The following is a 22,795-nucleotide window of genomic DNA, read 5'->3' as shown; positions in this document are numbered from 1 at the left end:
CTTACAGCGGCTGATAGCTGAAATGAACCCGTTTTTTGGAGATCAGCCCGTGCCCGTTCTGGCACAGGTAATCCACCGCCCCGCAGGCTTTCAATTCTTGCAGCGGCTGCCCGCACTCCGGGCAGCTCGCCAGCTGCTGGTAATCGCGCTGACAGGCTTCACAATAGTAGTAACCCGCTACCCACTTCATGGTCTGACTGCATTGCGGACAGTGCGCTTCCATAACGACTCCTGGTTAAATCGCGCCCCATGAGCGCAAGAAATAGATCCCCAACGCGGTGGTGAAAAACGAACCGACGGTGGTGATGGCGATAATGTTGGCCGCCAGCGTGGCGTTGCCGCCCATAGCGCGCGTCATCACATAGCTGCCTGAAGCGGTCGGCGTGGCGGAAAACAGGAAAATAATGCCCAGCGCCGCCCCCTGAAACCCGCACAGCCAGCCGGCCAGCGTCATCAGACACGGCACCAGAAACAGCTTGGCCGCCGACGACAGCGCCGCCACGTTGGACGAACGGAACATGGCGCGGAAATCCAGGCTGGCGCCGGTGCACAGCAGCGCCAGCGGCAGCGACAGCGCGGAGATATAGCTGCCGGTCTGGCGGATCACGGTCGGGATGCCCAGCCCGGTTTGCGCATACAGCAGCCCGCACACCAGGCCGATGATCAGCGGGTTGGTGACGATGCTGCGCAGCAGCGACAGGTGGCTGATTTTCTTGCCCTGCCCACCCTGCAGGCTGCGCGTGAGGGTGATAACCGACAGTATGTTGAACAGGATCACCGTCACCGTCAGGTACAGCGAGGCGAGCGCAATGCCTTCGCTGCCATAGGCGGTCATGGCGTAGGCCAAGCCGACGATGGCGGTATTGGCGCGGAAACCGCCCTGCACGAACACCCCGCGCTCACGCGGTTCTTTCACCAGCCACTTGGCCGCCAGCTCCAAGAGCAGGAAGGTCGCCAGCGTGCCTACCGCGCCGAACAGCACCAGCGGCAGGTTGCCGAGCAGCTGCGGGTGGTTGGTGGCGATGCTGAAAAACAGCAGGCACGGCAGCGCCAGATTGAACACCAGGCGGGTCGCGCCGTCGACAAAGCGGTCATCCATCAGGCGCCAATGGCGCAGCAGGATCCCCAGCAGCATCATCAGCAGATTCGGCACGGTGACGTTGAACGCAAAACTCCAGTTTTCCCAGGACATGGTGTTCCTTCAGACAGGCGAGGTAATCTTCAGATAATAAAACGATTTCGGGCCAATAAAAAAGGGCGCGGCATCACTGCCGCGCCCCTCATGAGCAATTACTTGCTCTTTTTCAGGTGGCTCATCAAGCGCTTGCGCTTACGCATCTGGGTCGGCGTCAGCAGGTTGCGTTTGCCGGCGAACGGGTTGTCGCCTTCTTTGAACTGGATACGGATCGGCGTCCCCATCACGTTCAGCGAGCGGCGGAAGTAGTTCATCAGGTAGCGCTTGTACGAATCGGCCAGATCGCTGACCTGGTTGCCGTGGATCACCACGACCGGCGGGTTGTAACCGCCGGCGTGGGCGTATTTCAGCTTCACGCGGCGGCCGCGCACCAACGGCGGCTGGTGATCGTCAACCGCCATCTGCATGATTTTGGTCAGCATCGAGGTGTTTACGCGACGGGTTGCGCACTCGTAGGCTTCCTGCACCGATTCGAACAGGTTGCCGACGCCGCTGCCGTGCAGCGCGGAAATGAAGTGCACGCGCGCGAAGTCGACGAAGCCCAGACGCAGGTCGAGCATCTCTTTCACGTGCTCGCGATCTTCTTCGCTCATGCCGTCCCACTTGTTGACCGCAATCACCAGTGAGCGCCCACTATTGAGGATAAAGCCGAGCAGCGAGAGATCCTGATCGGAGATGCCTTCACGCGCGTCGATCACCAGCAGCACCACGTTGGCGTCTTCAATCGCCTGCAGGGTCTTGATCACCGAGAACTTCTCGACGGTTTCGGTCACCTTGCCGCGTTTACGCACCCCGGCGGTGTCGATCAGCACATACTCGCGTTCGTCGCGCACCATCGGAATGTAGATGCTGTCGCGGGTGGTGCCCGGCATGTCATACACCACCACGCGCTCCTCGCCGAGGATGCGGTTAGTCAGCGTAGACTTACCAACGTTCGGGCGGCCGACGATCGCCAGCTTGATCGGCAGGTCCTGCGGGTTGAACTCTTCTTCCGGCTCTTCGTCTTCATCGCCTTCCAGCGTTTCACCGTTTTGCTCGGCCCAGTAAGCGGCATTGGCCTCTTCCTCGGTCAGCTCGACGTCTTCCGGTTTTTCCGGCACGAACGGCACCAGCACGTGTTCAATCAGCTGGGTCACACCGCGGCCGTGAGAAGCGGCGATAGCGAACACTTCACCCAGGCCGAGCGAGTAGAAATCGGCGGTGGCGGTGTCCGGATCCAGGCCGTCGGTCTTGTTGGCCACCAGGAAGGTCGCCTTCTGGCGGCTACGCAGGTGCTGGGCGATGCCCTGATCCGCCGGCATCAGGCCTGCGCGGGCGTCGACCATGAACAGCACGATGTCCGCTTCTTCGATCGCCAGCAGCGACTGACCGGCCATGCGCGTTTCAACGCCGTCTTCGGTACCGTCAATACCGCCGGTATCGACGATGATGAATTCATTGCCTTCGATTTCAGCACGACCATACTTGCGGTCACGCGTCAGCCCCGGGAAATCCGCCACCAGCGCATCACGCGTATGGGTTAAACGGTTGAATAAGGTGGATTTACCCACATTCGGGCGCCCGACCAGCGCGACGACAGGTATCATTGTTGAAGCCTCATTACTTAATAATCAATGCGTTACTGCACTGTGGATAGACACCAGCGGTGCAGCTTATAAAATACGAAACGGCCCCTGAACATTCAGGAGCCGTTTTCCCCTTCATCTTTCGCGCCACAGCGGCGTTGTCTGCGCACCTTCGCCTCGGTCACTTAGCTCACTAAGCTCCCGAGGACTCATGCACTTGCCGCCTGGCTGCAACCCGAAATCTTTCGGGCGCAAGAAGGGTCACGACGAGCGGCGTTAGCGGGTGAAAGCGTAAACTTTCCCGCCGCGAGCCTGGATGACCAGCTTGTCACTGGCCACCATCGGCGCAGACAGGAAGCCGGAGCTGTCCACTTCCTGCTGGGCGACAAAACGGCCATCGGTGGTGTTGATCCAGTGCAGATAGCCTTCGGCGTCACCGGTCACCAGATAACCATTATACATCACCGGCGGCGTCAGGTTGCGGTGCAGCAGATCGCTCTGCGTCCACACGGTCACGCCGCCTTCGGTGCTGAGCGCGACTACGCGATCGTTCTGGTCGATCAGGTAGATGCGGCCCGCGTCGACGATGAAATCATTCACCGACCCCAGCTCGCGTTTCCAGATAATCTGGCCGGAACGCAGATCCAGCGCCGTCAGGTTGCCGTTGTAACCCAGCGCGTACACCACGCCGTCAACGATCACCGGCGTTGTGTCCACGTCGTTCAGGCGATCGATTTCGGTCGCGCCGCTCGGCTGAGAGATGCGCTGTTGCCAGATAATCTGGCCCTGCTGCATCAGCACGGCGCTGACGCGGCCGTTGTCACCGCCGACGATGGCAGCGCCAAAGGCGACGGCCGGCGCGGATTCACCACGCAGCGACAGCGAAGGCATGTCCAGGTTAACCGTCCATTTTACCGCGCCGTCGGCCTCGTTCAGCGCCTGCAGCATGCCGTTGGAGGTATGCACCAACACCATGCCGTCGCTGATAACCGGACGTGAAATCGCTTCGCCGGCCACTTTGGTCTGCCAGGCGATGGCGCCGTCGGCGGTATTCAATGCGTAAACCACCGCTTTTTCGCTGCCGACGTAAACCTTGTCACCCGCGACCGTCAGGCCGCCCGACAGCAGCGCAGACAGATTGCTGGAGAAGAAGCCGGTCTTCTCGGAGAGATTGACCTTCCACTTTTCGTTGCCGCTGTCGGCATCCATCGCTTTCACGATGCCGAAGCGATCGGCGGCGTAAATGGTGCTGTCCTGATAGGCCGGGCGCAGGTGGGAGTAATACTCACCGATGCCGTCGCCCACAGAAGTGCTCCACGCCTTGTTCGGCGTAAACTGATTTTCAACTTTCGGCAACGGCGACATGGTAACCACGTCTTCTTCGCTGTTAAACAGCGAGCAACCACTCAGCAAGGCAGCGGAAACCAGTCCGACCAAGAGTGTTTTACGCAATTGCATGGGAATTCCCCTTAGCTGGACAAGTTATTCAATTTCATGCGCAGCAGAACCTGCAGCGCCTGAGAAGCGTTGGACTCAATGCCTTTGCTGTAAGCCTCGCGCGCGCCCTTGGCGTCGCCCTCCGCCAGCAGCACATCGCCGCGCACATCCTGCATCATCGCCGCCCAGCCTTCGCCTTTCACGCCATCCAGCGTTTTCAGCGCTTCATCCAGCTTTTTCTCCTGCAGCTGGACGCGCGCCAGACGCAGGTCGATCATCGCCAACAGGTTGTCGTCTTTGGTCTGGCCCTGCGCCAGCGCCAGTTGTTGTTCCGCCTTGGCGAAATCATTCTGTTCGACAAAGTGCTTGGCCAACTGCAGTGCGGCCAATACGCCGTAGCTGTTGCTGTTAGCCTGGACAAATTTCTCCGCGGCAGCCACGTCATCGGGCTTGCCGGCCGCCAGCCGATCGCTGGCTTCCTGATAGGATTGCGATGCCGCCATCATGTTGGAGTTTTCATGGCTCTGCCAGTAACGCCAGCCAACCAGGGCACCAATTCCGAGCACCACGCCCACCGCCAGCGCTTTGCCGTTCTCGGCAAAGAACCGACGCAGTGCGTCGACTTGTTCGTTTTCAGTGGTATAGACTTCCACGGTGTCCTTCTCCTTAACCTAACATCAAAGCCAGACGCGCAGCGACTTCGCTTTGCGCCAGCGTTTCTTGTTCACCACTGCGCAGGTCTTTCACCACCACCTGCTGCGCCGCCACTTCGCTCTCACCCAGGATCAGCGCGATACGCGCGCCCCATTTGTCCGCGCGGGTGATCTGCTTCTTGAAGTTGCCGCCGCCGTAATTGGTCATCAGCTTCAGCTGCGGCGCCGCATCGCGCACCTGTTCAGCCAGCTGCATCGCCGCGCTCTGGGTGCCCGCGCCGGAAGAGATGACGTACACGTCGATAGCCGACGGCGCCTTGAATTCCGGGTTAACCGCCTGCACCAGCAACACCAGGCGCTCGAGGCCCATGGCGAAACCGACCGCCGGGGTAGCACGGCCGCCCAATTGCTCGACCAAGCCGTCGTAACGGCCGCCCGCACAGACGGTGCCCTGCGCGCCCAGGCTGGTGGTCACCCACTCAAACACGGTGCGGTTGTAGTAATCCAGACCGCGCACCAGGCGCTCGTTAACGGTATATGGGATACCTGCCTGCGCCAAAAGTTCACACAGACCGGCGAAGTGAGCACGGGATTCTTCGTCCAGGTACTCGGACAGGCGCGGCGCGTCGTTCAACAGCGCCTGCACCTCAGGATTCTTGGAGTCCAGCACGCGCAGCGGATTGCTGTACATGCGGCGTTTACAGTCTTCGTCCAGCACCTCGACGTGCTGCTCCAGGAACGCCACCAGCGCGTCGCGGTAATTGGCGCGCGCCTCCAGCGAACCGATGGAGTTCAGCTCCAGCTTGACGTGCTCGGCGATGCCCAGCGCTTTCCACCAGCGGGCGGTCAGCAGGATCAGCTCGGCGTCGATGTCCGGGCCTTGCAGACCGAACACTTCCGCGCCCAGCTGATGGAACTGACGGTAGCGGCCCTTCTGCGGGCGCTCGTAGCGGAACATCGGGCCGATGTACCACAGACGCTGTTCCTGATTGTACAGCAGACCATGCTCGATACCGGCGCGCACGCAGCCGGCCGTCCCTTCCGGACGCAGCGTCAGGCTTTCGCCGTTGCGGTCTTCGAAGGTATACATCTCTTTTTCCACGACGTCGGTCACTTCGCCGATCGCGCGTTTGAATAACGGGGTCTGCTCTACAATCGGCAACCGGATTTCGCTGTAACCGTAGCTGCCCAGCACCTGCTTGAGGGTGCCTTCAATACGCTGCCATAATGCCGTTTCTTCCGGCAGGTAGTCGTTCATGCCGCGAATGGCTTGAATGTTCTTTGCCACGTGAGTTCTCTGTCCGTTGTCTGTAAAAATGAACCTGATTATAGGGACTTTGCCGCCCGCTATTCAACGCGGATACGGTTTTCTGCCCTTCAGGTTCATAAACAAGCGGGCCAACAGGCCCGCCGTGTAGCAATAACGCTTATTTTTCCAGCAGGTTGACCGTGATGCGGTTGCTTTCGTCCATCATCGCGGCCTTGGCGCGAATTTTCGCTTCCAGCTGGTCGATCATCTGTTCGTTGTCGAAACGCTCTTTCTGGCGCACGCCGTCTTCATAGAAGCCGCTCTTTTTATGGCCGCCGGTCACACCCATGGTGGACACCAGCGCTTCCCCCGGGCCGTTCACCACGCAGCCGATGATCGAAACATCCATCGGCGTGATGATGTCTTCCAGGCGCTGCTCCAGCGCGTTCACCGTGCCGATCACGTCGAATTCCTGACGCGAACAGGTCGGGCAGGCGATGAAGTTGATGCCGCGCGCGCGAATGCGCAACGACTTCAGGATATCGAAACCGACCTTCACCTCTTCAACCGGGTCCGCCGCCAGCGAGATGCGCAGGGTATCGCCGATGCCTTCAGACAGCAGCATGCCCAGGCCGATGGCCGATTTGACCGACCCGCTGCGTGCGCCGCCGGCTTCGGTGATGCCCAGATGCAGCGGCTGATCGATGCGCGACGCCAGCAGACGGTAGGATTGCACCGCCAGGAACACGTCCGACGCCTTGACGCTGACCTTGAACTGGTCGAAGTTGAGGCGATCGAGAATGTCCACGTGGCGCATGGCGGATTCCAGCAGCGCTTCCGGCGTAGGTTCGCCGTACTTTTCCTGCAGGTCTTTCTCCAGCGAGCCGCCGTTGACGCCGATGCGAATCGGGATGTTCTTGTCCCGGGCGCAGTCCACCACCGAACGAATGCGCGATTCGTTGCCGATGTTGCCCGGGTTGATACGCAGGCAGTCTACGCCGTATTCGGCAACCTGCAGCGCGATGCGATAATCGAAATGGATATCGGCGACCAGCGGCACGTTAACCTGCTGCTTGATCAGCTTGAACGCCTCGGCGGCGTCCATGGTAGGAACCGAAACGCGGACGATGTCGACGCCCACGCGCTCCAGCGCTTTGATCTGATTAACCGTTGCTTCAACATCGGTGGTACGGGTGTTGGTCATCGACTGCACGGCAATCGGCGCGCCATCACCAATAGGCACCTTGCCGACGTAAATGCGTGTAGATTTTCGACGGTTGATGGGCGCTTGGTTATGCATTACTTACTCTCCATTGCTGCTCTGACATCACGACCAGCCGCGCGATTACTGCGCGGCGACGGTCAGGCGAGCAACACGGTTTGACTTAACGAACCGGCTTAAATCAACCGGCTTACCCTGATACTGGATCTGTACTGCCGCCGGCGCGCCGATGGTCAGTTTATACGGTGCAGTGCCGGTCAGGTTCAGCTTGCCGCCCTTCTTCTGAGTGCCGCTGAACAGCGTTTTACCGCTCGCGTCGCTCACCTGCAGCCAGCAGTCGGCGGAGAAATCCATCACCAGCGCGTTAGGATCGGCCGCCGGCGCAGCCACGCCCGCATCGGCGGTCGGCAACGGCGCTTGTGCCGCCGGCGCGGTTTCCGGCAGGGTAGTCTGGCTTGGCGACACCACGGCAGGCTGCTGCTGAGCCGCGCTCGGCGCCTGGGCGGTAGCCGCCGGTGCCTGAGCCGCTGCGCCGGTATCGGCCGGCGTAGCGCTGTTGTCGACCAACGGCACGTTGGTGCCGGCGTCGGCATTGCCGTCGGTCAGCGGCACGGACTGCCCTTCGTTATTCTGTGAAAGCTGCGCCGAGGATTGATCGGCCATGGTGGCGATCTCTTCCTGCTGCGCCTTGTGGTTTTGCCACCACCAAGCGCCGGTCAGGCCGATCACCACGAACACGATAAGCCAGGTGAAGCTCATCAGCCAGCCGTCGCGTTTCTTGCGGCGCTTGCCCAGCGAGAAGCTTTGCATCGGCGCCACTTTCGCCATCTTCAACGGCGCCTGCTTGGCCAGCATCGGCAGCAGTTCGTCTTCCGGCAAATGCACCAGCTTGGCGTAGGAACGGATGTAGCCGCGCACGAAGGTGGACGCGAGGTCAGCAGACACGCTGTCTTCCTCGATATCGCGCACGGTGGACATTTTGAGACACAGGCGTTCTGCAACGGTCTGTTGGCTCAGCCCGAGTTGCTCACGGGCCTGACGCAGGCGCTGGCCCGTCGTCATGGATACGGTTTTATCTTGGGAGGCTTCAGTATTCATTAGCTAAGAACTGCTGGTACTGTTTGGATTGTGGAAAACTTCGCGCTAGCTGCTTGCCATAGCGTTGAACGCTATCCTGGCGGCCGGCTAACGCGGCGAAACGAATCTGTAACCATAAGCTGCTGGCGCTAGCCGGCAGAACATGCTGATAAACATCCAATAAAAGTTGCGACTGGGCGCGCTTCCCTTCTCCAAATTGCTTTTCGGCCTCCGCCAACAGCGGAGTGCCTTTGTCCGGATCAACCTTCAGCGCGCGGCTCAACAGCGTGCGCGCCTCATCGTTTTGTCCGGCCTTGAGAAAACAGTAACCTGCGTTTTCCAGGCTGTCGGCGACCTGGCCAAAATCGGGCGCCAGCGCCGCAGCGCTAAACTGCTGTTGCGCCGGTACATACTGCCCTAAACCGCAAAGAAACGCACCGTAATTATTCAACACGGTGCCATTGCCTGGCGCAAGTTTGAGCGCTTGCCGATAACGCTGTTCGGCCGCGGCATTTTCACCGATACGCTGCGCGTAGAGCGCCATGCCCAACTGCGTGCGGTAATCCTGTGGGGCCGCGTCCAGCGCCTTTTCCAGGTTCTGGCGCGCGGCGTCCATGTCGCCTTGCTGCAGGTACTCCAGGCCCAGTTGCAAGCGCGTCTGGCCCGCCTCAGAGACTTGTGCTTCCTTTTCCGGCGCTGAACCGGAACACCCGGCCAACAACCCGGCCGCCAGCCACACTCCCCACAGTTTCAGCTTCATGCCCGCATTCATTTCCTTATCGGCCGTCAGCTAACGCCCATTAGCGTCAATTTTTCGCATAACAGGCTGTTAGATAACAAAAAAATGGTGCTATAGGGTTCAGACCGCCCGTACGTTGATAGGTTCCCCGGCCATTTTCTTTTTCAGGGTACGCTTGGTACGGTCGATCACTTCACCCGCCAGTTGCCCGCAGGCGGCGTCGATATCGTCACCACGGGTTTTACGAACAATAGTCGTAAAGCCGTATTCCATCAACACCTTGGAGAAACGATCCACCCGGCTGTTGGAGCTGCGGCCGTACGGAGCGCCCGGGAACGGGTTCCATGGGATCAGGTTGATCTTGCACGGCGTGTCTTTCAGCACTTCCGCCAGCTGATGCGCATCGTCGGTGCTGTCGTTGATATGATCCAGCATCACGTACTCGACGGTCACGCGGCCCTGGTTGGCGTTGGATTTCTCCAGATAGCGACGCACCGCAGACAGGAAGGTCTCGATGTTGTACTTGCGGTTGATCGGCACGATCTCATCGCGGATGGTGTCGTTCGGCGCGTGCAGCGAAATCGCCAGCGCCACGTCAATCATGTCGCCCAGCTTGTCCAGCGCCGGCACCACGCCGGAGGTAGACAGGGTCACGCGGCGTTTGGACAGGCCAAAGCCGAAGTCGTCCAGCATGATTTCCATCGCCGGCACCACGTTGTTCAGGTTGAGCAGCGGCTCGCCCATGCCCATCATCACCACGTTGGTGATCGGGCGTTGGCCGGTCACCTTCAGCGCACCGATGATTTTCGCCGCGCGCCACACCTGGCCAATGATTTCCGACACGCGCAGGTTGCGGTTGAAGCCCTGCTGCGCCGTCGAACAGAATTTGCACTCCAGCGCGCAGCCTACCTGCGAGGAGACGCACAGCGTCGCACGGTCGGCTTCCGGGATGTACACGGTTTCAACCTGCTGATCGCCGACTTTAATCGCCCACTTGATGGTGCCGTCGGCCGAACGCTGTTCTTCCGCCACTTCCGGCGCGCGGATTTCAGCCACGCGCTGCAGCTTGCCGCGCAGGACTTTGTTGATGTCGGTCATCTGCTCGAAATCGTCGCAGCAGTAGTGGTAAATCCACTTCATCACCTGATCGGCGCGAAACGGTTTCTCGCCCATTTCGGCGAAGAACTCGCGCATTTGCTGGCGGTTCAGATCCAGCAGGTTGATTTTGGCCGCAGCCGGTTGCTCCACGTTAACGGAGGGGGTAGTCAGCGAATTATTTTCAGACACGGTGTGCTCGGACGTGATGGGTTCTAACATAATGATCTCTGGCCTCGTTATTACACGTTATGGCGCTAAAGAATGGACAGTAAGTTGTGCATTTCAGCCCGCATGATTCGGGTGGCGGCACTAAAAACACGCCCCTGACAAGTCGTCTTATCAGGGGCGCGGCATTGTACAAATTTTAGTAGCGGGTGGCTACGGCTGAAAGGCATTCAGGGCATTTTTATTGTTTCAGCCGGTGAATGCTGGGTTCTCAGCCAAGAAACGGCACGATTAACGTGCGCAGATTTCGCTTTCGTTGAAGAAGTAAGCGATTTCGCGCTGTGCGGATTCAACGGAGTCGGAACCGTGAACGGCGTTAGCGGTGAAGCTGTCCGCGTAGTCGGCACGCAGGGTACCGGCCAGTGCGTTGTCCGGGTTGGTTGCGCCCATGATGTCACGGTTGCGCTGCACGGCGTTTTCAGATTCCAGAACCTGCACCATGATTGGGCCGGAGGTCATGAACTCAACCAGACCGTCGAAGAATGGGCGGCCTTTGTGCTCAGCGTAGAAGCCTTCAGCTTGTTCGCGAGTCAGACGCAGCATTTTAGCGGCGATGATTTTGAAACCGGCGCGCTCGAAACGCGCGTAGATAGCGCCGATGTCGTTGTTGGCTACAGCGTTTGGTTTAACGATGGAAAAGGTACGTTCTACGGTCATGATGGCCTCTGTATGACTTCCAAAACAGGCCGGTCTGCAATGTTGCCGGCCTTCTCAAGTGGCGCAGATTATATGTGCGCCGTTAACGCTTGCCTACGGGAAAATCAACATTTCATTAAAAAAATATGATCTTCATGGGTCATTTTCGACCACGCGGCGGCGCTACTGGGTCTTGTCGGTAGACGGGATCAAATTGCGTAGCCAACTGCCCCAGCGGCGCTGATAAAACGGCTGCGTATGGGAGATCAGATAGTGGCTGATGCCGCGCTCGTTCTCCGACACCAGGCAGAAATCCACCGGTTCGTCGTTCGGCGCCGTTTCGCTGGCGACGCTGCCGGCCTCGTTGATCAGCGCCTCGATCTCCGCCGGCTCGGCGTCCACTTCCAGTCCGACCAGCAGATTCGGCTTCTCGTCCGCCGCCTGGTCATGCATCAGCGCCAGAAACGCGCGGCGCACCGGTTTGCGCTGGCTGAACAGCGTGGTCAACGCATCCACCATCGCCGACGGATATTCCTCGGGCTGCCCCAGCAGGATCTGGGTCTCTTTATCGACGTAATGCTCCACCGGTTTGACGACGCCGCCGGTCGCCAGCAGCATCGCCACCTCTTCCGGATAGAACTCTTTGCCGTACTCCGCCTTCGGGTTGAGGAACAGATCCGCGCCCTGGGTGATTTCGAACAGCACCCGCGCCGGCATGGCGATGAACGGCTGTTCGTCCTCAACGGCCTTCTGCAGTGCTTCCAGCGAGGTGAAGAACGGAATGATGCTGCCGCCGTCCTGCTTCTCCCAATGCTGGATATTGACCGGCGTATCCGCGTTCAGCGTGATGTCGCCGTCCTGCTGCACCTGTTCGCTGTCGCCGAGGATCAGCACCGTGGCCTCGAGCAGTTCACGGAAGAACGCCGGGCGGTGGGCCGGCTCCGTCACCGCCAGCTTCAGCAGGCGTTCAAGTTCGTTCTCGCTCGGGGCGGCATCGTGATGATGGGAACTCATGGCAAACTCCAGGATCAAATAGCGAGGCCCAGCATGCTGGGCCCCGAAGATAATGCGCATTCTAGCGCCCGACGCGGCGGGCGTTCAATTATTTGGCTTTGCTCAGCAGCAGATTGGCCAGGGTACGCACGCCCAGACCGGTCGCGCCGGCCGACCACTGATCCACCGCGCCTTTGCGGTAGGTGGCGGAACAGTCGATGTGCAGCCAGCCTTGCTGGTAGTTCTTGACGAAGTGCGACAGGAAGGCCGCCGCGGTGCTGGCGCCAGCGGTGTAAGCCGGGCCGGCCACGTTGTTCAGCTCGGCAAAGTTGGACGGCAGCTGGCTGCGGTGGAACTCGGCCAACGGCAGACGCCAGAACGGCTCTTGCTCGGCGGCGGCGCTGCTCAGCAGTTCCTGTGCCAGCGCATCGTCGAAGCTGAACAGGGCGTGGTAGTCGTTGCCTACCGCGGTTTTGGCCGCGCCGGTCAGGGTCGCGCAGTCGATAATCAGCTGCGGATTCTGCTCAGAAGCGTCGATCAGGCCGTCGGCCAGTACCAGGCGCCCTTCCGCATCGGTGTTCATCACCTCGACGGTTTTGCCGTTGCGGTAGCGAATGATGTCACCCAGTTTGAAGGCGTTGCCGCTGACCATGTTGTCGGCGCAGCACAGGTACAGCTTCACGCGCTGCTTCAGACCACGCGCCGCCGCCAGCGCCAGGGCGCCGGTGATGGTGGCCGCACCGCCCATGTCAGCCTTCATCGAATCCATAAAGGCGCTCTGTTTCAGGCTATAACCGCCGGTATCGAAGGTGATGCCCTTGCCGACCAGGCAAGCGAACACCGGCGCGTCCGGGTTACCGGTCGGGTTGAAGTCCAGCGCCAGCAGCACCGGCGGGCGCTCGGAGCCGCGGCCGACGGTGTGGATGCCGGCATAGTTCTGCTCACGCAGATCTTCGCCCTTGGTGATGCGGTAGCTGACGGCATCGCAGCCGACGTCGCACATCAGATCGACGGCGCGGGTCGCCAATTGCTCCGGCCCCAGCTCTTCCGCCGGCATGTTGATGGTGTCACGCACCCAGTCGACGATCTTCAGGCGCTGATCCAGCTCCTGACGCGCGGCTTCCGGCAGTTCGGCCCATTCGACGTTGCGTTGCCCTTTCGGCCCGCGGTAACCCTGCCAAAACGCCCAGCTGTTTTCCAAATCCCAACCGTCGCCGGCCAGCCTGACGTTTTTGATGCCCTGACCGTCAATTTTGCGGCCCGCACGCTGGATCGCGCCCAGCTTGTCGGCGCCGGTCAGGTGGATGGTCATCCCTTCGCCGTTGGTGCTGAGCAGCGCTTTTTCGCCCCAGCGGGCGTCGGCAGGTTGTTGCGACAGCGTAACCTGCATGAATTCTGTTGTCATAGCCTTCTTACTCCGGATTATTCTTTTATTAATCTTGTCGGATACAAAATAAACGGGCCGCCCATGGCAGCCCGTTACGCTATTTACTCCGCTTCATCTAACCAGACCAGCAGGATCGCTTCCAGTATTTTTTCGTTGGAAGCCTGCGGATCGTCATCGAACTCTTCCAGATCGCAGATCCACTGATGCAGGTCGGTAAAACGCACGGTTTTCGGATCGGTATCCGGGTATTGGTCGTACAGGGCTTCGCCGATTTCACGGCTGTCGGTCCACTTCAGTCCCATTATGATCTCCGGGTTGACGCTGCGGCTAACAATTAATGCTCACGCGCGTGGTTGACGGTGTAGCGCGGCATTTCGACCACCAGATCTTCGTCGGCGACCAGCGCCTGGCAGCTCAGACGGCTTTCCGGCTCCAGCCCCCAGGCTTTGTCCAGCATGTCGTCTTCCAGCTCGCTGCTCTCTTCCAGCGAATCGAAGCCTTCACGCACGATGCAGTGGCAGGTGGTGCAGGCACAGGATTTCTCGCAGGCATGCTCGATTTCAATGCCGTTGCGCAGCGCAACGTTGAGGATCGACTCCCCTTTTTCGGCTTCCAGAACCGCCCCTTCCGGGCAAAGGTCTTGATGGGGCAGGAAAACAATTTTAGGCATGGTTAAACCTCATCCACAGAATGGCCAGCCAGCGCGCGGCGAATGGAAGCGTCCATGCGGCGCGCGGCAAAATCTTGCGTTTGTGCATCTAATGTTTTGATGGCGTCTTCGATAGCGGCGGGGTCTTCACCCTGCGCCGCCTGCTGCAACGCCTGGGTCGCGGCGGCGATCGCCTGGCTTTCCGCCTCGCTCAGCAGCGCGGCGTCGGTGGCCAGCGCGCCCTGCAGGCTTTCCAGCACCCGCGCGGCTTCCACGCGTTGCTCCGCCAGCTTGCGCGCGCCCACGTCGCTTTGCGCGTTGGCCATCGAATCCTTGATCATGCCGGCGATTTCGCTGTCCGACAGGCCGTATGACGGCTTGACCTGGATCGAGGCCTCAACGCCGGTGGATTTCTCCATCGCGGTGACGCTCAGCAGACCATCGGCATCCACCTGGAAGGTGACGCGAATGTGCGCGCCCCCGGCAGGCAATGGCGGCAGGCCGCGCAGCGTGAAGCGCGCCAGCGAACGGCAATCCTGCACCAGCTCGCGCTCGCCCTGCAGCACGTGGATCATCATCGCGCTCTGGCCATCTTTAAAGGTGGTGAACTCCTGCGCGCGCGCCACCGGAATGGTGGTGTTGCGCGGGATCACTTTCTCCACCAGACCGCCCATGGTTTCGAGGCCCAGCGACAGCGGGATCACGTCCAGCAGCAGCATGTCGCTGTCCGGCTTGTTGCCCACCAGAATGTCGGCCTGGATCGCGGCGCCGATGGCGACCACTTTATCCGGGTCGATCGACGTCAGCGGCGTGCGGCCGAAGAAGGCGCCCACCTGCTCACGCACCAGCGGCACGCGGGTGGAACCGCCGACCATCACCGCTTCCAGCACCTCGTCGGCGGCGACGCCGGCATCTTTCAGCGCGCGGCGGCAGGCCATCAGCGTACGTTTCACCAGCGGAGCGATCAGCGCTTCGAACTGGGCGCGGGTCACCTCGCCCTGCCAGCCGGCTACCTCAACGCACACGCTGTCGGCATCGCTCAACGCGATTTTGGCGGCGATGGCGGCGTCCAGCAGTTGGCGCTGCACACCGTGATCGCTGCGATCGGCCACGCCGGCCTGCTCGCGCAACCAGTCGGCCAGCAGGTGATCGAAATCGTCGCCGCCCAGCGCGGAATCGCCGCCGGTGGCCAGCACTTCGAACACGCCGCGGCTGAGGCGCAGAATGGAGATATCAAAGGTGCCGCCGCCCAGATCGTAAACCGCGATCACCCCTTCCTGGCCGGAATCCAGCCCGTAGGCAATCGCCGCCGCGGTCGGCTCATTCAGCAGGCGCAGGACGTGCAGGCCGGCCAGACGCGCCGCGTCTTTGGTGCCCTGGCGCTGCGCGTCGTCGAAGTAAGCGGGAACGGTAATCACGACGCCATCCAGCTCGCCTTCCAGCGCCGCTTGCGCGCGCGCGGACAGAGCCCGCAGGATATCGGCGGAGACGCCAACCGGGTTAACCGGGCCGGCGGCGGTGACGATCAGCGGCAGGCCGTTGTCGCTGGCCTGAAATTGATACGGCAGGTTCGGGTAACGTTGCTGCACGTCCGCCAACGAACGGCCCATCATGCGTTTGATGGAGCTGACGGTATTGGCCGGATCCTGCGCCGCCTGTTGGCGCGCATCCCAGCCGACGCGCTGCGCGTCCGCCTGATAATGCACCACCGAAGGCAGCAAATGGCGTCCCTGATCGTCGGCCAGCGTTTCCGCTTGCCCACTGCGCACCGTGGCGACCAGCGAGTTGGTGGTGCCTAAGTCGATGCCGGCGGCCAGACGTCGCTGGTGCGGCGCGGCGCTGAGGCCAGGCTCACTAATTTGTAATAAGGCCATGTTGAAGCTTCCACAATCAGAATCAGAAGGTGTTACTCAAAACCCAGCAGTTTTTCTTCGAGTTGTTCAACCTGTTGCTGGAGTTTGTCCAAAAAGCGCAGCTTGCGCACGGTGTCGGCGGCATCCGCCCACTGTTCACTGTCCAACTGCTGCAGCATCAGCGCGCTGCGCTGCTTGATGGAGGTGGCCAGCCGCGCGCCGAAATCGGCCAGCAGACTTTCCGCTTCCGGCTTGCGCTCAATGGCATCGAGCTCTTCGCGCAGCTCCAGCTGTTCCATCAGAAAGGCGGTGTCGCGCATCGTATGCTGTTCGTTGCCCAGATCGAAGCCGTGCAAAGATAGCATATACTCCGCGCGTTTTAACGGGTGCTTCAGCGACTGGTAGGCTTCATTGATGGTCGCCGCCTGCTGCAACGCCATCAGGCGTTCGCGCTCCGGCTGGTTGGCGAAACGATCGGGGTGAAATTGGCGCTGCAGATCCTGGAAGCGGGACGCAAGCAGGCTGCCGTCCACGGTGTAGCGAACTGGCAGCCCGAATAAAGTAAAGTAATCCATAGCGTGCTCTGGGCGTTAGCGGATGAAGTTCCCCCGCCGAAACGGGGGAGCACGATGGACTGTCAGACGTTGAAACTCTCGCCGCAGCCGCATTCGCTTGAGACGTTCGGGTTGTTGAACTTGAAGCCTTCGTTCAGGCCTTCCTTAACGAAATCAAGCTCGGTGCCGTCAAGGTAGACCAGGCTCTTGCCGTCGATGATCACCTTGATGCCTTTGTCTTCAAACACGATGTCGTCATCGTTGGCTTCGTCAACAAATTCCAGCACGTAGGCCATCCCGGAGCAGCCGGAAGTTCGCACTCCCAGACGCAGGCCGAGACCCTTGCCGCGGTTCGTCAAAAACGCCTGAACACGCTGCGCAGCGCTGTCGCTCATGGTAATAGACATCACAACCTCACACTTCAAATCAAAGCCCGGCACGGCCGGGCCGACTCAGACAAATTACTCGGCGCTATGCTTGCTCTTATAGTCGGCAATCGCTGCTTTGATGGCGTCTTCAGCCAGGATCGAGCAGTGAATTTTGACCGGCGGCAATTCCAGCTCTTCGGCGATCTGGGTGTTTTTGATCGCTTCAGCCTGATCGAGCGACTTGCCTTTCATCCATTCGGTCACCAGCGAGCTGGAGGCGATGGCGGAACCGCAGCCGTAAGTTTTAAAGCGCGCGTCTTCGATGATGCCTTCATCGTTAACCTTGATTTGCAGCTTCATCACGTCGCCGCAAGCCGGTGCCCCTACCATGCCGCTGCCGACGGTAGGATCTTCGTTGTCGAAAGAACCCACGTTACGCGGGTTTTCATAATGATCGATTACTTTTTCGCTGTAAGCCATGACCTTGCTCCTGAAACCTGAGAATTAATGATGCGCCCATTCGATGCTGTTGATGTCCACGCCCTGCTTGAACATCTCCCACAGTGGGGACAGATCGCGCAGACGGCCGATGGATTTACGCACCAGTTGAATGGTGTAGTCGATCTCTTCTTCCGTGGTGAAACGCCCCAGGGAGAAACGGATCGAGCTGTGCGCCAATTCATCGCTCATGCCCAGCGCGCGCAGCACGTAGGACGGCTCGAGGCTGGCGGAGGTACAGGCTGAACCGGAAGAAACGGCCAGGTCTTTCAGCGCCATGATCAGCGACTCGCCTTCAACGTAGTTGAAGCTGACGTTCAGGATGTTCGGTGCGCCGTGCTCCAGATCGCCGTTCAGATACACTTCTTCCATATCTTTCACGCCGTTCCACAGACGATCGCGCAGGGTGCGCAGACGCGCCATCTCTTCGGTCATCTCTTCTTTGGCGATGCGGTAAGCTTCGCCCATGCCGACGATCTGGTGGACAGGCAGGGTGCCGGAACGCATGCCGCGCTCGTGACCGCCGCCGTGTACCTGCGCTTCGATGCGGATGCGCGGCTTGCGACGCACGTACAGCGCGCCGATGCCTTTCGGGCCATAGATTTTGTGGCCGGAGAACGACATCAGGTCGACTTTCAGCTTGCTCAGATCGATAGGCAGTTTGCCCACGCTCTGGGTAGCGTCAACGTGGTAGATGATACCGCGCGCACGGCACATTTCACCGATCGCTTCGATGTCCTGCACCACGCCGATCTCGTTGTTGACGTGCATGATGGAGACCAGGATGGTGTCATCGCGCATCGCCGCTTCGAGGTCCTGCAGGCTGATGATGCCGTTGCTCTGCGGCGCCAGGTAGGTCACTTCAAACCCTTCGCGCTCCAGCTGACGGCAGGTGTCCAGCACGGCTTTGTGTTCGGTTTTGCTGGTGATGATGTGCTTGCCTTTTTTCTGGTAGAAATTGGCAGCACCTTTAATCGCCAGGTTGTCGGATTCGGTCGCCCCGGAGGTGAAGACGATTTCGCGTGGGTCGGCGCCCACCAGTTCGGCGATTTGGTTACGGGCGATGTCTACCGCCTCTTCCGCCTGCCAACCGAAACGGTGGGAACGGGAAGCCGGGTTGCCAAAAGTGCCGTCCAGGGTCAAAAACTGCATCATCTTCTCAGCAACGCGCGGGTCAACCGGCGTCGTTGCTGAGTAATCCAGATAAATCGGTAATTTCATTGCTCTTGTGCTCCGTACATCACTTCCAAAAACTAAAATAATTTCGCCAGCTGCTTATGCGCGCAGATTAACGTTGATAGTTTCTTGCGGACGACCGTTGGCCGTGCGGCGCGTATCGTTGTTTTGACGATCCGCCACCACCAGCACTTCCTGGTTGTTGACCAGTTCTGCCAGCGTAATGTTGTTCAGGAACCCGCTGATGCGCTCGCTCAGATCGCGCCACAGGGCGTGGGTCAAGCAGCGATCGCCGCCCTGACAGCCTTCTTTGCCCTGGCAACGGGTTGCATCTACCGATTCATCGACGGCAGTGATGACAGCGCCAACGGCGATCTCACCCGCGTCTTTACCCAGCAGATAACCACCGCCCGGACCGCGCACGCTGGCCACCAGGCCATTCTTGCGCAGACGGGAGAATAATTGTTCCAGATAAGAGAGCGAAATACCCTGGCGTTCGGAAATGTCCGCCAGTGGTACCGGCCCTTCCTGGGAATGCAGCGCTACGTCAAGCATAGCGGTTACGGCATAACGGCCTTTGGATGTCAGTCTCATAGCTCAATGGTTACCTGTTGGTCAAATATGGCCGAAAGTCTGACATTCCTGAGTAAAACAGTCAACTATTTAACCTAGTAATTGACTCAAGTATTAGCACGTTTTGAACTTAGCAAGAACAAAGGTATATAAAATACATGTTATAACCTTTGGATAACTAATACTATTGTCGCCCACCGTTATGCCACATCAATTAATTACCTTGATGTTTATCCTGTTTCTCGATCGACGTCAGCATGCCGCGCAGGATATTCAGCTCCTGCCCTTCCGGGCGCGCGCGGGTGAACAGCCGGCGCAGGCGGCTCATCACCTGGCCCGGATGGGACGGGCGAATAAAGCCGGTGCGCTGCAGCGTCTGCTCCAGGTGCTGATAGAAACGCTCGAGGTCATCCACCAGCGGATACGGCGTCTCTTCCAGCTGCGGCGCGCCCGCCTGTTGGCGATCGAGGTAAGCCACGCGCACTTCATACGCCAGGATCTGCACCGCCATCGCCAGGTTCAGCGAGCTGTAGTCCGGGTTGGCCGGAATGGCGACGTGGTAGTGACACTTCTGCAATTCATCGTTGGTCAGCCCGACGCGTTCGCGGCCGAACACCAGCGCCACCGGCGCGTGTTCGCCTTCGTGTACCGCGCGCACGCCGCATTCACGCGGCTCCAGCATCGGCCACGGCAAGGTGCGAGAACGTGCGCTGGTGCCCACCACCAGGCTACAGCCGGCGATGGCGTCATCGAGGGTATCGACGATAGTGGCGTTGCCGATCACGTCGCTGGCGCCGGCGGCCAGGGCGATGGCCTGAGAATCGGGTTTGATCAGCGGATTAACCAGATAAAGGTTGGTTAAACCCATGGTTTTCATGGCTCTGGCGGTCGAGCCCATGTTGCCGGTATGTGAAGTCTCTACCAGAACAATGCGGATATTGTGCAGCATACAAACTCTGAGCGTGGCGGAAAATCGCAGCATCTTAACACAGCCGTAGGCAATTTGCCGAACAGCTGCTATACTTCGCGCCGTTTCCTGTTCTTTAACATCCTAGTTGGAAGATACCCATGCATCCGATGCTGACTATCGCCGTGCGCGCTGCGCGCAAGGCCGGTAACCTGATTGCCAAAAACTACGAAACCCCGGACGCTGTAGAAGCGAGCCAGAAAGGGACCAATGACTTCGTCACCAACGTCGATCGCGATGCAGAGCATCTGATCATCGACGTCATCCGCAAGTCTTATCCGCAACACAGTATCGTGAGCGAAGAACGCGGTGAGCTGATCGGCGAAGATCGCGATGTGCAATGGGTGATCGATCCACTGGATGGCACTGCAAACTTCATCAAACGTTTCCCTCATTTCTCCGTTTCCATCGCCGTACGCATCAAAGGCCGTACTGAAGTGGCCGTGGTTTACGATCCGATGCGCAACGAACTGTTCACCGCCACTCGCGGTCAGGGCGCACAGCTCAACGGCTACCGCCTGCGCGGTACCAACGCCAAAGATCTGGATGGCACCATCCTGGCGACCGGCTTCCCGTTCAAAGTCAAACAGCACGCAACGCCTTACATCAACATCGTCGGCAAGCTGTTCACCCAGTGCGCAGACTTCCGTCGCACCGGTTCCGCCGCGCTGGATCTGGCCTATGTGGCCGCCGGCCGCGTAGACGGTTTCTTCGAGATCGGCCTGAAGCCGTGGGACTTCGCCGCGGGCGAACTGCTGGTGCGTGAAGCCGGCGGCCTGGTGACCGACTTCGTCGGCGGCCACAACCACTTCAGCTCAGGTAACCTGGTCGCAGGTAACCCGCGCGTGGTGAAAGCCATGCTGGCCACCATGCGTGAAGAACTGAGCGAAGCGCTGAAGCGTTAATCGCCAGAAGCGAATCGAAAAAAAGCGCTGCCGATGCAGCGCTTTTTTTATGCCCGTTAGCGGGAGAAGGGGCGGATACCGCCGCCGAATTCCGGCTGCGCGCTGACGTACAGCAACAGCCCGGCGGCCAACAGGATCAGACCGCCGGCCAGCGCCAGCGAGCCCCAGGCCACCGCGCTCCAGGCGGCGGGCGCGCGCGAACGGCTGAGGCGCACCGCCAGCCGGCGGCTGTAATGCACCAGCAGCGCCAGCATGGAGATGGTCAACGAGGTGCCGAACGCCATCGCCAGCGCGGAGATCACGCCCCAGCCGAACACGCCGATCACCTTGGAGAACAGCAGCACTAAAATCGCCCCCGAACAGGGACGCATGCCCATCGCCAGCACGATGGCGGCCTGAGTGCGCCAGTCGCTTCCCGCCTGCAGCTCGCTGTCGCTCGGCAGATGCCGGTGGCCGCAGCCGCAATTGGCGCTGTGCACATGATCCGCCGCCAATGGCGTCAGGCTGTTGATGCGCAGCGCCGGCGCCGGGCGCATCGCCTTGATCGCCGCAAACAGGCGTTTCAGCGCGCGCCAACTCAGCAGCACGCCAAGCAGCATCACCAGAATAAAGCTGCCCTTCTCCAGCCAGAAACTGCTTTGGTGCAGCTGGCGCGAAGAGAGCTGTAACACCACCAGCATCAGCGTGACCAGCGCGATCGCCACCCCCCCCTGCACCAGCGAAGCCGCGAAGGTCAGCTTCAGGCTGCTTTTCAGCCGCGCCGGATGGGTAGCCAGATAGGTGGCGATCACCACTTTGCCGTGGCCGGGGCCGAGCGCATGCAAGACGCCATAGCCGAGGCTGAACAGCATCAGCGCCAGCCCGGCCTGCTGCGGCGCGGCCTTCACCTGCTGCAACAGCCCCGCCATCTGCTGGTGCAGCGCTTTTTGCCACACCACGCTCTGCATCAGCAGCTGCGGCCAATAGTGCCACGCCAGCAGCGCGGCGGCCGCCAGCACCAGTGTGAACGGCAGCAGCGGCCACAGGCCGAAGGCCCAGTGACGCCGGCTCGTCGTCGGTTGCGAGAGATTTAACGACATTGCAGCGTCACCCGCTGGGCGAACTGTTGCCCCAGCGCCAGGTCTTCGCCGGGCGAGTCGTTCTTGTCGAGCGACAGCGCATAGGCCTGCAGCGACGCATTCGGCTTCGGCGTCATCAGCTTGTAACTGCACAGCGGCGCCATCTCCGGCGGCAGATGCAGTGCATTTTGGTCTTTATAGGTCATATCCACGAAATAAGTCGGATCGTAAGTAGAAAGTTCGAACGGCTTGCCCGCCAGCGGCTGCGGTTCGGCCAACGGCAGCACGAACTCCAGCACCGCCTGATTGCCCTGGCGCGACAGGTGATATTCGCTTGGCAAGTTCAGATATTTCACCGGCTTGCCGTCGCGGTAAAGATCGGTGAAATAGTGCTGCCCCAGCACGTTGGCCATCACTTCCGCCGCCAGCTTTTTCCACACTTCCGAATCGCTCTTGGCGTTTTTCGCATCGTAAAGCAGATCCGCCGAGGTGATTTCATCCATCACCCACACCATTTTCAGGCCGACCAGCCGCTGGTCTTTGGCGACGAAGGTGGTATTCATGTCGATAAAGCTGTGCGGATGCGCGATCGCACCGGCGCTGAACACGGCGCCGAAAGCAGCCAAAAGACGACGTAACTTCATCATTATCCTGCCTTACCTGTATTTGTTATAACGTAACACAAATAAATACCGAACGGCCCGCCTCTCCCGGCGAT

At 60.0% G+C, this 22,795-nt stretch carries 25 protein-coding genes; 1 reads left to right on the top strand and 24 read right to left on the bottom strand.

The window, feature by feature from the left end:
* Window position 1: 1 nt before the first annotated feature.
* The 22 genes from FUU19_RS20585 to trmJ form a co-directional block, all read right to left on the bottom strand.
* Entirely contained in the window at window positions 2-223 is a 222-nt protein-coding gene (locus FUU19_RS20585; protein WP_230490572.1) for a zinc ribbon domain-containing protein, read from the bottom strand.
* A gap of 12 nt (window positions 224-235) precedes the next feature.
* Complete coding sequence (locus tag FUU19_RS20580) at window positions 236-1,192, bottom strand: AEC family transporter (protein WP_230490571.1); 957 nt, start codon at window positions 1,190-1,192, stop codon at window positions 236-238.
* A 98-nt stretch (window positions 1,193-1,290) separates the two neighbouring features.
* The gene (gene der / locus FUU19_RS20575) at window positions 1,291-2,781 is read right to left on the bottom strand and encodes a ribosome biogenesis GTPase Der (protein WP_230507337.1); all 1,491 of its coding nucleotides are present in this window, start codon (window positions 2,779-2,781) and stop codon (window positions 1,291-1,293) included.
* A 255-nt stretch (window positions 2,782-3,036) separates the two neighbouring features.
* Complete coding sequence (gene bamB / locus FUU19_RS20570; protein WP_141967215.1) at window positions 3,037-4,218, bottom strand: outer membrane protein assembly factor BamB; 1,182 nt, start codon at window positions 4,216-4,218, stop codon at window positions 3,037-3,039.
* Between the two features lie 11 nt (window positions 4,219-4,229).
* On the bottom strand, window positions 4,230-4,850 hold the full coding sequence (locus FUU19_RS20565; RefSeq protein WP_230490570.1) for a YfgM family protein: 621 nt from the start codon (window positions 4,848-4,850) through the stop codon (window positions 4,230-4,232).
* Between the two features lie 13 nt (window positions 4,851-4,863).
* The gene (hisS, locus tag FUU19_RS20560) at window positions 4,864-6,138 is read right to left on the bottom strand and encodes a histidine--tRNA ligase (protein ID WP_025159556.1); all 1,275 of its coding nucleotides are present in this window, start codon (window positions 6,136-6,138) and stop codon (window positions 4,864-4,866) included.
* Window positions 6,139-6,277: 139 nt separating this feature from the next.
* Window positions 6,278-7,399, bottom strand: coding sequence for a flavodoxin-dependent (E)-4-hydroxy-3-methylbut-2-enyl-diphosphate synthase (gene ispG, locus FUU19_RS20555; protein WP_016929756.1), 1,122 nt, complete (start codon window positions 7,397-7,399; stop codon window positions 6,278-6,280).
* A 45-nt stretch (window positions 7,400-7,444) separates the two neighbouring features.
* A complete protein-coding gene (gene rodZ / locus FUU19_RS20550; RefSeq protein WP_141967213.1) occupies window positions 7,445-8,419 on the bottom strand; it encodes a cytoskeleton protein RodZ in 975 nt (324 codons plus the stop codon).
* Window positions 8,409-9,158, bottom strand: coding sequence for a type IV pilus biogenesis/stability protein PilW (gene pilW / locus FUU19_RS20545; protein ID WP_141967210.1), 750 nt, complete (start codon window positions 9,156-9,158; stop codon window positions 8,409-8,411). The genes rodZ and pilW overlap by 11 nt, the downstream gene beginning before the upstream one ends.
* A 99-nt stretch (window positions 9,159-9,257) precedes the next feature.
* Window positions 9,258-10,454 carry a dual-specificity RNA methyltransferase RlmN gene (gene rlmN / locus FUU19_RS20540; RefSeq protein WP_004941426.1) on the bottom strand — a complete coding sequence of 399 codons (1,197 nt, stop codon included), beginning with the start codon at window positions 10,452-10,454 and terminating at the stop codon, window positions 9,258-9,260.
* A 237-nt stretch (window positions 10,455-10,691) separates the two neighbouring features.
* The gene (gene ndk / locus FUU19_RS20535) at window positions 10,692-11,117 is read right to left on the bottom strand and encodes a nucleoside-diphosphate kinase (RefSeq protein ID WP_004941424.1); all 426 of its coding nucleotides are present in this window, start codon (window positions 11,115-11,117) and stop codon (window positions 10,692-10,694) included.
* Between the two features lie 162 nt (window positions 11,118-11,279).
* Complete coding sequence (gene sseB / locus FUU19_RS20530; RefSeq protein ID WP_141967208.1) at window positions 11,280-12,110, bottom strand: enhanced serine sensitivity protein SseB; 831 nt, start codon at window positions 12,108-12,110, stop codon at window positions 11,280-11,282.
* 88 nt (window positions 12,111-12,198) lie between these two features.
* Complete coding sequence (gene pepB, locus FUU19_RS20525) at window positions 12,199-13,494, bottom strand: aminopeptidase PepB (RefSeq protein ID WP_185742269.1); 1,296 nt, start codon at window positions 13,492-13,494, stop codon at window positions 12,199-12,201.
* A gap of 83 nt (window positions 13,495-13,577) precedes the next feature.
* Complete coding sequence (gene iscX / locus FUU19_RS20520) at window positions 13,578-13,778, bottom strand: Fe-S cluster assembly protein IscX (protein WP_047574017.1); 201 nt, start codon at window positions 13,776-13,778, stop codon at window positions 13,578-13,580.
* A 32-nt stretch (window positions 13,779-13,810) separates the two neighbouring features.
* Window positions 13,811-14,146 (bottom strand): ISC system 2Fe-2S type ferredoxin, encoded by a 336-nt coding sequence (gene fdx / locus FUU19_RS20515; RefSeq protein ID WP_004941417.1) that lies wholly within the window; start codon window positions 14,144-14,146, stop codon window positions 13,811-13,813.
* A gap of 2 nt (window positions 14,147-14,148) precedes the next feature.
* Window positions 14,149-15,999, bottom strand: coding sequence for a Fe-S protein assembly chaperone HscA (hscA, locus tag FUU19_RS20510; protein WP_025303914.1), 1,851 nt, complete (start codon window positions 15,997-15,999; stop codon window positions 14,149-14,151).
* Between the two features lie 32 nt (window positions 16,000-16,031).
* On the bottom strand, window positions 16,032-16,553 hold the full coding sequence (hscB, locus tag FUU19_RS20505; RefSeq protein ID WP_060439408.1) for a co-chaperone HscB: 522 nt from the start codon (window positions 16,551-16,553) through the stop codon (window positions 16,032-16,034).
* A 62-nt stretch (window positions 16,554-16,615) separates the two neighbouring features.
* On the bottom strand, window positions 16,616-16,939 hold the full coding sequence (gene iscA / locus FUU19_RS20500; protein WP_004941410.1) for an iron-sulfur cluster assembly protein IscA: 324 nt from the start codon (window positions 16,937-16,939) through the stop codon (window positions 16,616-16,618).
* A 54-nt stretch (window positions 16,940-16,993) separates the two neighbouring features.
* Window positions 16,994-17,380 (bottom strand): Fe-S cluster assembly scaffold IscU, encoded by a 387-nt coding sequence (gene iscU, locus FUU19_RS20495; RefSeq protein WP_033635600.1) that lies wholly within the window; start codon window positions 17,378-17,380, stop codon window positions 16,994-16,996.
* 24 nt (window positions 17,381-17,404) lie between these two features.
* A complete protein-coding gene (gene iscS, locus FUU19_RS20490; protein WP_015378780.1) occupies window positions 17,405-18,619 on the bottom strand; it encodes a cysteine desulfurase in 1,215 nt (404 codons plus the stop codon).
* Window positions 18,620-18,673: 54 nt separating this feature from the next.
* Window positions 18,674-19,168 carry a Fe-S cluster assembly transcriptional regulator IscR gene (gene iscR, locus FUU19_RS20485; RefSeq protein ID WP_004941404.1) on the bottom strand — a complete coding sequence of 165 codons (495 nt, stop codon included), beginning with the start codon at window positions 19,166-19,168 and terminating at the stop codon, window positions 18,674-18,676.
* 193 nt (window positions 19,169-19,361) lie between these two features.
* The gene (gene trmJ / locus FUU19_RS20480; RefSeq protein WP_025303916.1) at window positions 19,362-20,096 is read right to left on the bottom strand and encodes a tRNA (cytosine(32)/uridine(32)-2'-O)-methyltransferase TrmJ; all 735 of its coding nucleotides are present in this window, start codon (window positions 20,094-20,096) and stop codon (window positions 19,362-19,364) included.
* Between the two features lie 119 nt (window positions 20,097-20,215).
* Here trmJ and suhB point away from each other — a divergent pair, with 119 nt between their 5' ends.
* Entirely contained in the window at window positions 20,216-21,019 is an 804-nt protein-coding gene (gene suhB / locus FUU19_RS20475; protein ID WP_025303917.1) for an inositol-1-monophosphatase, read from the top strand.
* 56 nt (window positions 21,020-21,075) lie between these two features.
* Here suhB and FUU19_RS20470 read toward each other — a convergent pair whose 3' ends face one another.
* Both FUU19_RS20470 and FUU19_RS20465 read right to left on the bottom strand, forming a co-directional pair.
* Complete coding sequence (locus tag FUU19_RS20470; protein ID WP_025303918.1) at window positions 21,076-22,098, bottom strand: nickel/cobalt transporter; 1,023 nt, start codon at window positions 22,096-22,098, stop codon at window positions 21,076-21,078.
* A complete protein-coding gene (locus FUU19_RS20465; protein ID WP_129993525.1) occupies window positions 22,089-22,724 on the bottom strand; it encodes a DUF1007 family protein in 636 nt (211 codons plus the stop codon). The genes FUU19_RS20470 and FUU19_RS20465 overlap by 10 nt, the downstream gene beginning before the upstream one ends.
* Window positions 22,725-22,795: the final 71 nt, after the last annotated feature.

The organism is Serratia montpellierensis, assembly GCF_020858655.1.
In the GTDB taxonomy this organism is placed as follows: domain Bacteria; phylum Pseudomonadota; class Gammaproteobacteria; order Enterobacterales; family Enterobacteriaceae; genus Serratia; species Serratia montpellierensis.
The sequence above is the reverse complement of the archived record's forward strand: the minus strand, read 5'-3'. Positions and strand labels throughout refer to the sequence as shown.

Coding starts and splice junctions, on each gene's coding strand:
- FUU19_RS20580 (WP_230490571.1), bottom strand. CDS start 1,192: ATGTCCTGGGAAAACTGGAGTTTTGCGTTCAACGTCACCGTGCCGAAT.
- iscX (WP_047574017.1), bottom strand. CDS start 13,778: ATGGGACTGAAGTGGACCGACAGCCGTGAAATCGGCGAAGCCCTGTAC.
- der (WP_230507337.1), bottom strand. CDS start 2,781: ATGATACCTGTCGTCGCGCTGGTCGGGCGCCCGAATGTGGGTAAATCC.
- pilW (WP_141967210.1), bottom strand. CDS start 9,158: ATGAAGCTGAAACTGTGGGGAGTGTGGCTGGCGGCCGGGTTGTTGGCC.
- iscA (WP_004941410.1), bottom strand. CDS start 16,939: ATGTCTATTACCATGAGCGACAGCGCTGCGCAGCGTGTTCAGGCGTTT.
- bamB (WP_141967215.1), bottom strand. CDS start 4,218: ATGCAATTGCGTAAAACACTCTTGGTCGGACTGGTTTCCGCTGCCTTG.
- rlmN (WP_004941426.1), bottom strand. CDS start 10,454: ATGTTAGAACCCATCACGTCCGAGCACACCGTGTCTGAAAATAATTCG.
- hscB (WP_060439408.1), bottom strand. CDS start 16,553: ATGGATTACTTTACTTTATTCGGGCTGCCAGTTCGCTACACCGTGGAC.
- iscR (WP_004941404.1), bottom strand. CDS start 19,168: ATGAGACTGACATCCAAAGGCCGTTATGCCGTAACCGCTATGCTTGAC.
- iscU (WP_033635600.1), bottom strand. CDS start 17,380: ATGGCTTACAGCGAAAAAGTAATCGATCATTATGAAAACCCGCGTAAC.
- FUU19_RS20585 (WP_230490572.1), bottom strand. CDS start 223: ATGGAAGCGCACTGTCCGCAATGCAGTCAGACCATGAAGTGGGTAGCG.
- fdx (WP_004941417.1), bottom strand. CDS start 14,146: ATGCCTAAAATTGTTTTCCTGCCCCATCAAGACCTTTGCCCGGAAGGG.
- trmJ (WP_025303916.1), bottom strand. CDS start 20,096: ATGCTGCACAATATCCGCATTGTTCTGGTAGAGACTTCACATACCGGC.
- pepB (WP_185742269.1), bottom strand. CDS start 13,494: ATGACAACAGAATTCATGCAGGTTACGCTGTCGCAACAACCTGCCGAC.
- rodZ (WP_141967213.1), bottom strand. CDS start 8,419: ATGAATACTGAAGCCTCCCAAGATAAAACCGTATCCATGACGACGGGC.
- FUU19_RS20470 (WP_025303918.1), bottom strand. CDS start 22,098: ATGTCGTTAAATCTCTCGCAACCGACGACGAGCCGGCGTCACTGGGCC.
- suhB (WP_025303917.1), top strand. CDS start 20,216: ATGCATCCGATGCTGACTATCGCCGTGCGCGCTGCGCGCAAGGCCGGT.
- FUU19_RS20465 (WP_129993525.1), bottom strand. CDS start 22,724: ATGATGAAGTTACGTCGTCTTTTGGCTGCTTTCGGCGCCGTGTTCAGC.
- ndk (WP_004941424.1), bottom strand. CDS start 11,117: ATGACCGTAGAACGTACCTTTTCCATCGTTAAACCAAACGCTGTAGCC.
- sseB (WP_141967208.1), bottom strand. CDS start 12,110: ATGAGTTCCCATCATCACGATGCCGCCCCGAGCGAGAACGAACTTGAA.
- hscA (WP_025303914.1), bottom strand. CDS start 15,999: ATGGCCTTATTACAAATTAGTGAGCCTGGCCTCAGCGCCGCGCCGCAC.
- ispG (WP_016929756.1), bottom strand. CDS start 7,399: ATGCATAACCAAGCGCCCATCAACCGTCGAAAATCTACACGCATTTAC.
- iscS (WP_015378780.1), bottom strand. CDS start 18,619: ATGAAATTACCGATTTATCTGGATTACTCAGCAACGACGCCGGTTGAC.